5 protein-coding genes and 2 pseudogenes are annotated in these 6,232 nt (G+C 55.7%); all 7 read right to left on the bottom strand.

The features are described 5' to 3' along the window. Positions 1-70: 70 nt before the first annotated feature. Entirely contained in the window at positions 71-376 is a 306-nt protein-coding gene (locus R7M92_RS24630; protein WP_001255015.1) for a LysR family transcriptional regulator, read from the bottom strand. A 27-nt stretch (positions 377-403) separates the two neighbouring features. Then, positions 404-1,618, bottom strand: coding sequence for a chloramphenicol/florfenicol efflux MFS transporter FloR (floR, locus tag R7M92_RS24625; protein WP_000214122.1), 1,215 nt, complete (start codon positions 1,616-1,618; stop codon positions 404-406). A 216-nt stretch (positions 1,619-1,834) separates the two neighbouring features. Then, positions 1,835-2,719, bottom strand: coding sequence for a DUF3363 domain-containing protein (locus R7M92_RS24620; RefSeq protein WP_001447541.1), 885 nt, complete (start codon positions 2,717-2,719; stop codon positions 1,835-1,837). A 30-nt stretch (positions 2,720-2,749) separates the two neighbouring features. Continuing rightward, positions 2,750-3,778: pseudogene (locus tag R7M92_RS24615) on the bottom strand (IS91-like element ISVsa3 family transposase); the annotation flags it as partial. Positions 3,779-3,791: 13 nt separating this feature from the next. Beyond that, positions 3,792-4,127, bottom strand: a pseudogene (locus R7M92_RS25145) (toprim domain-containing protein); the annotation flags it as partial. An 82-nt stretch (positions 4,128-4,209) separates the two neighbouring features. Next, positions 4,210-4,722 carry a dihydrofolate reductase gene (locus R7M92_RS24610; RefSeq protein WP_086371372.1) on the bottom strand — a complete coding sequence of 171 codons (513 nt, stop codon included), beginning with the start codon at positions 4,720-4,722 and terminating at the stop codon, positions 4,210-4,212. A gap of 345 nt (positions 4,723-5,067) precedes the next feature. Next, a partial coding sequence (locus tag R7M92_RS24605; protein ID WP_000320694.1) for an IS91-like element ISVsa3 family transposase occupies positions 5,068-6,232 on the bottom strand: 1,165 nt, incomplete at its 5' end.

Raw genomic sequence — 6,232 nt, 5'->3', positions numbered from 1 at the left:
GCTTAGCGGAAAGTTCTTTTACCCTCAGCCGAAATGCCTGCCGTTGCTAGACATTGCCAGCCAGTGCCCGTCACTCCGCGGTCTTCACTGCGTGATCGAGTTGATCGACACCCGCCGTGACACGCTCCATGAAGTGCCTGCCTGCGTCTGTTAGCCGAACGCCCCGCGCATGGCGCTCAAATAGCAGGACACCAAGGTTATCCTCCAGCGCTTTCACACGCGCGCTGACGCTCGACTGGCTGATACCAAGTGCCTTGGCCGCATGCCGAAAATTCAGATGCTCGGCGACGGCGATGAACTGAACAAGGGAAATGAGCGGTATCCTGCCAGACAGGATACCGACATTCACGAGGTTTCGATGGTTAGTGCGCCGCATCGGAGCGGGCCTGCTACCAGTCGTCGGTTAGACGACTGGCGACTTCTCGGTGGCAGCCCCACGGAGCCGAAGGAGCACCAGCCCCAACGAAACCAGTACCGCCATCGCCGTGGCGTAACAGATCACGGGCCACGCTGTGTCACCGTTTAAAAGTGCCACCGCCAATGTCCCGACAATGCTGACTATCAGGCTTTGAACGCAGAAGTAGAACGCGACCGCTGATCCCGCGATGTCGTCGAACTCTGCCAAAGCGCCGTTCGCGGTAACGGACACCGTGAAGACAATACCGACCGCGACAACCCACATCGGTAGGATGAAGGTGAGGAATGACGGCGAGCCGTAAAGTTCGCCGATCCCCAACAGGACCGCTCCGCAAACAAGCAACGCCATCCCACGCGCCACGCATCCTGCGATGCCCCATCTGGCGACAAAGGACTTCGCGAAACGGGTTGTCACGATCATTACAAGCGCGACAGTGGCGAAGGCAAAGCTGAATCCGATCTCGGAATATTCCGCTTGGCCTATGAGCACACGGGGAGCCGTCGAGAAGAAGACGAAGTAGGTGCCCATACCGGCGCTAAAGCCGACAGTGTAAACCCAAAAAGCCGGACTCGCGAAGATCGGCAAGACAGATCGGCGCGTCTTGACTTGATCCAGAGGGCGGGTTTCGTGCCACCTGAAACCCGCATTTAGGAGTGCGAGCATCGCCAGTATAGCCAAAGTAATGAATATCGCCTGCCATCCCAAGAACTCGCCGATCAATACTCCGGCGATAGGGCCGAGCGCAGGCACGAACGCCAGCATCGAACTGAAAAGGCCGTAGATGACGACACCCTCAGGACGGTTGGCATAAACGTCGCGAACCGTCGCGAACGTCGCCACCAGCATGGCCGACGCGCCCACTGCTTGAAGTAGACGGAAAGCGACAAAGGCCGGTGCAGTTGAAGACCAAGCTGCTCCCAGAGACGCAATGACGAAAGCCGTTGCGCCCGCAAGTAGAATTGGCCGTCGCCCGATTCTGTCTGAGAGCGGACCAAAAATCACCTGGCCCACGCCGAGCATCACCATATAGAGGCTCAACGTGAGTTGGATCATAGCGGGCGTCGTGTTCAGGATGCCGGGCATCGCTGGAACGACAGGGAGATAAATATCCATCGCCAGTGAAGCGAGGATGTCGAAAGGAGCCATCAGCAGCAGTGCTGCCGGCAGCGTATAGGCCCACGCGGGGCGTGTGGTGGTCATGACGAATCAACCCTCGATTAAGGAATACCGGGCGACGTCTGCTCGTCAGCAATCAGATGAGACTAGCCTTACAGAGCGCCGCAACAACAATACTGGTTGTTGCGGCTTACTTGTCTGCTGACTTGGAATTTCCCATCTGATTACTCCACGCTTACGAATATGAATTGCTACATTTTATCCGATTATCTTTTGCTTCGCAATGCGGCATGGGCGCACTCAGCGTTCCAGCCCCCTCTGCCGCCCTAACTGCCACGACACCGACCCGCCCTGCACGATGCCCATAACCTCGCGGCCGAGTTGGCGGTCGATGATCGGCCGCCACGGGACAAGGGTGAACTCATGGGATTTCTCGACCACGGCGAACTTGCCGCTCGATAGATGCACGGTTCCGGTAAACTTGCCGCTGACGCTCTCGCCGTCCGTGGCGGCGCGGAACGGCAGGCCCTTACTCAAAGCCATATCCGATCCGACGCCGGCTACCTCGCGCTCCCGCAGGATGGCGAGAAGGTTGCGCCGGTAGAAGACGCGGCTGTCCCGGCTGCGGGTGGCGTCGCCCTGTTCGATATGGTGCTCGCGGCGCTGGTCCATGGCTTCGCGGACTTGTTGCCCGAAGCCGGTTGGCGCAAGGTCGGCCGTCTCGCCGTGGATCAGCCGCCGGTCCAGCCAGGTCGCGCCGTCCGATCCGATCTGTTTGTTCAGATCGACCGGGGAAAGGACGCGAACGCTGGCCTGACTGTCTCGGCCGGCGTCATGGGCGGCGGCACGGCTGACCAGATCATCGGGGATGCGCCATTGGTCGGCGTCGATCCGCTCGACGATACCGGCCCGGCGTAGCGCCTCCAGCCGGCGCACATGGGCATCGACATAGCCCTCATAGTCGCCGCCTGGAACGCGGCACGTATAGGAAGAATAAACGCCCTTTTCACCCAAGTCCAACAGCTTTGGACCGCAGTTGACTCTTTCGACACCCCTGCGATGCAACCCAATCCGGCTGACGGGGAGCCAGCAACGCTGAAAATTTACCCTCCTCTTTCCCACTAGCGGCTCCTTTTCCGACAACCAGCACGGCGGATCCCTGCCGCGGCGCTGTGAACGCAGCATTTTGATTGGTATCGTTGGCCTTCAGGCTCGTCAGTCAAACAGACCCAGGAGCAGCTCAGCCGGTGGCGCCCGGCTTTCGGGTAACGCCCTGGTCCCGCTGGTTTCGGCTTTGTGCTTCAGGTGATCAAGGATCTGCTTGATCACTATAGGGTCTTCAATGCAGGCGATGACTTTCATGGCGCCGCCGCAGCCGCTGCAGGTCTCGATGTCGATATTGAAAACACGCTTGAGCCGTTGCGCCCATGTCATCGACGCTCGCCGTTGTGCTGGTGTTGCCGGTTCATCAGCCACCCTGACCTTGTTGCCCCTGCCCCGTTTTGCCGGCGTGACCAACGCCCGGTGCCGACTGTTGGGTGCGAACACCCCGTGGAAGCGGGTTAGGTTGACTCTGGGCTTCGGTACCAGGGCGGCCAGCCTTGCAATGAAATCCAATGGTTCGAAAATGACGTGCGTGGTGCCGTCCCGGTACGGCGTCTTGAGCTGGTAGCGCACGTTGCCGCCTCGTGTTAACGACAGCCGCTTCTCGGATACCGCCGGGCGGCTGATGTACCGGCACAGCCGTTCGAGCTTCTTGCGTTCATCGGCCCTGGCCGCCACGCCGGCGTGCAGGCTGGACCCGGCTACCTTGCCAATCCCGTCACCGAACGGATCACCACTGGTCGGCAGAGTTTGCAAAGTGAACACCTTTCGCCCCGCCTGTGAACCGACAGCGATACGGTAAGTGATCGAGTGCCCCAGCAGGGGTGTCATCGGGTCGTCATCCACCGCATCCGAGGCCAGATAGCTGTTTTCGACATCCCGTTCCAGCAGGCCTTGCCGTTCCAGATAGCGACCCACCCGGTGGGCGATGGTGTGCGTCAGCTGGGTGAGCTCTGGGCTGGTCGGCGCCTTGACCCAGCGGAAACGCGCTGAGCCGTGGGATTGCTCGACATACACACCGTCGAGAAACAGCATGTGGAAGTGAACATTCAGATTGAGCGCCGATCCAAAACGCTGGATCAGGGTGACCGCGCCCGTCTTGGCCACTTGGTGGGTATGGCCCGCTTTCTTGACCAGGTGCCAATACCCATCTTTGTATCAACTCCCCTTCCTGCCCGGCATCCCCGCAATTGATGACTTCAGAACAAGATGCTACCAATTTTTCAATAACAGCAAATTGCCTTTTTACTCCATCGTTATCAATTAGTTTAATGCCAAATTTTTTAGGTACAATTGGCAGATCTTCCAATTTCCAGTATTTCCAATTTTCTTTGTAATCATGGGGTTCATTCAATGTACACAGATGGCCAAAAGTCCAGGTTACCCAATAGCCATTTCCTTCATAAAAGCCGTTGTTGCGTTGTTTTGCACCAATTACTTCGGCAATATCTTTTGCCACAGAAGGTTTTTCAGCTATACATAAAATCATAAGGAGGCAAAGTTAGTAAGGTCGTTGAAGTTTTGAAACCGTTACATACAAAACATTTCAACAAAAACAGTAAGTTTTAGAGTTATTTACGTGTATATTTTTTTATTTCAAAAGCAAAAGCGTGTTTTTCATCAATACCCTGTTTCAGTACAGTTTCACTATTCCACTCAGATTCAGAAAATTTAGGAAAAAAAGTATCTGCGTCAAACACTCCATCTACTTGTGTGATATACATTTCTTGAAGGATGTTTCGCTGCATAACTTCTGCATAAATTTGTCCCCCACCAATGATGAAAACAGTTCTTTCGGTTTCATTTTTATAGAACTCTAAACATTCAGTAAGTGAAAAAAAGACATGAGCTCCTGGTGCTTGATAGCCGATTTGGTGAGTTAAAACGGCATTTTCACGATTTGGCAAGGGTCTAAATTTCTCAGGAATAGATTCATAATTTTTACGTCCGGTTATTACTACATGACCTGTTGAAGTTTCTTTAAAGAATTTCATATCAGCCGGCAATTTCCATAACAAATCGTTGTCTTTACCAATGCCAAAATTTTTATCCATGGCAACAATTAATGATAGTTTCATAATGATCGGTATTGAATAATTAATTTTTTATTTGAGGCATTAAGCACATGCAATAATTTCTCAATTGGTTTTTTCACCTTTTCTTTCAAATGTAACTCATCTGCAGTTTGAATCATACGTATAGGAAGAATAAACGCCCTTTTCACCCAAGTCCAACAGCTTTGGACCGCAGTTGACTCTTTCGACACCCCTGCGATGCAACCCAATCCGGCTGACGGGGAGCCAGCAACGCTGAAAATTTACCCTCCTCTTTCCCACTAGCGGCTCCTTTTCCGACAACCAGCACGGCGGATCCCTGCCGCGGCGCTGTGAACGCAGCATTTTGATTGGTATCGTTGGCCTTCAGGCTCGTCAGTCAAACAGACCCAGGAGCAGCTCAGCCGGTGGCGCCCGGCTTTCGGGTAACGCCCTGGTCCCGCTGGTTTCGGCTTTGTGCTTCAGGTGATCAAGGATCTGCTTGATCACTATAGGGTCTTCAATGCAGGCGATGACTTTCATGGCGCCGCCGCAGCCGCTGCAGGTCTCGATGTCGATATTGAAAACACGCTTGAGCCGTTGCGCCCATGTCATCGACGCTCGCCGTTGTGCTGGTGTTGCCGGTTCATCAGCCACCCTGACCTTGTTGCCCCTGCCCCGTTTTGCCGGCGTGACCAACGCCCGGTGCCGACTGTTGGGTGCGAACACCCCGTGGAAGCGGGTTAGGTTGACTCTGGGCTTCGGTACCAGGGCGGCCAGCCTTGCAATGAAATCCAATGGTTCGAAAATGACGTGCGTGGTGCCGTCCCGGTACGGCGTCTTGAGCTGGTAGCGCACGTTGCCGCCTCGTGTTAACGACAGCCGCTTCTCGGATACCGCCGGGCGGCTGATGTACCGGCACAGCCGTTCGAGCTTCTTGCGTTCATCGGCCCTGGCCGCCACGCCGGCGTGCAGGCTGGACCCGGCTACCTTGCCAATCCCGTCACCGAACGGATCACCACTGGTCGGCAGAGTTTGCAAAGTGAACACCTTTCGCCCCGCCTGTGAACCGACAGCGATACGGTAAGTGATCGAGTGCCCCAGCAGGGGTGTCATCGGGTCGTCATCCACCGCATCCGAGGCCAGATAGCTGTTTTCGACATCCCGTTCCAGCAGGCCTTGCCGTTCCAGATAGCGACCCACCCGGTGGGCGATGGTGTGCGTCAGCTGGGTGAGCTCTGGGCTGGTCGGCGCCTTGACCCAGCGGAAACGCGCTGAGCCGTGGGATTGCTCGACATACACACCGTCGAGAAACAGCATGTGGAAGTGAACATTCAGATTGAGCGCCGATCCAAAACGCTGGATCAGGGTGACCGCGCCCGTCTTGGCCACTTGGTGGGTATGGCCCGCTTTCTTGACCAGGTGCGTGGCAATGACGCGGTAAACGATGCCCAGCACCCACCCCATGATCTCGGGCCGGCTGGCAAACAGGAAACGCAGCTGAAACGGGAAGCTCAACACCCACTGACGCATGGGTTGTTCAGGCAGTACTTCATCAACC

It is taken from the genome of Vibrio sp. Vb2880 (assembly GCF_033337975.1).
Classification (GTDB): domain Bacteria; phylum Pseudomonadota; class Gammaproteobacteria; order Enterobacterales; family Vibrionaceae; genus Vibrio; species Vibrio alginolyticus.
The sequence above is the reverse complement of the archived record's forward strand: the minus strand, read 5'-3'. Positions and strand labels throughout refer to the sequence as shown.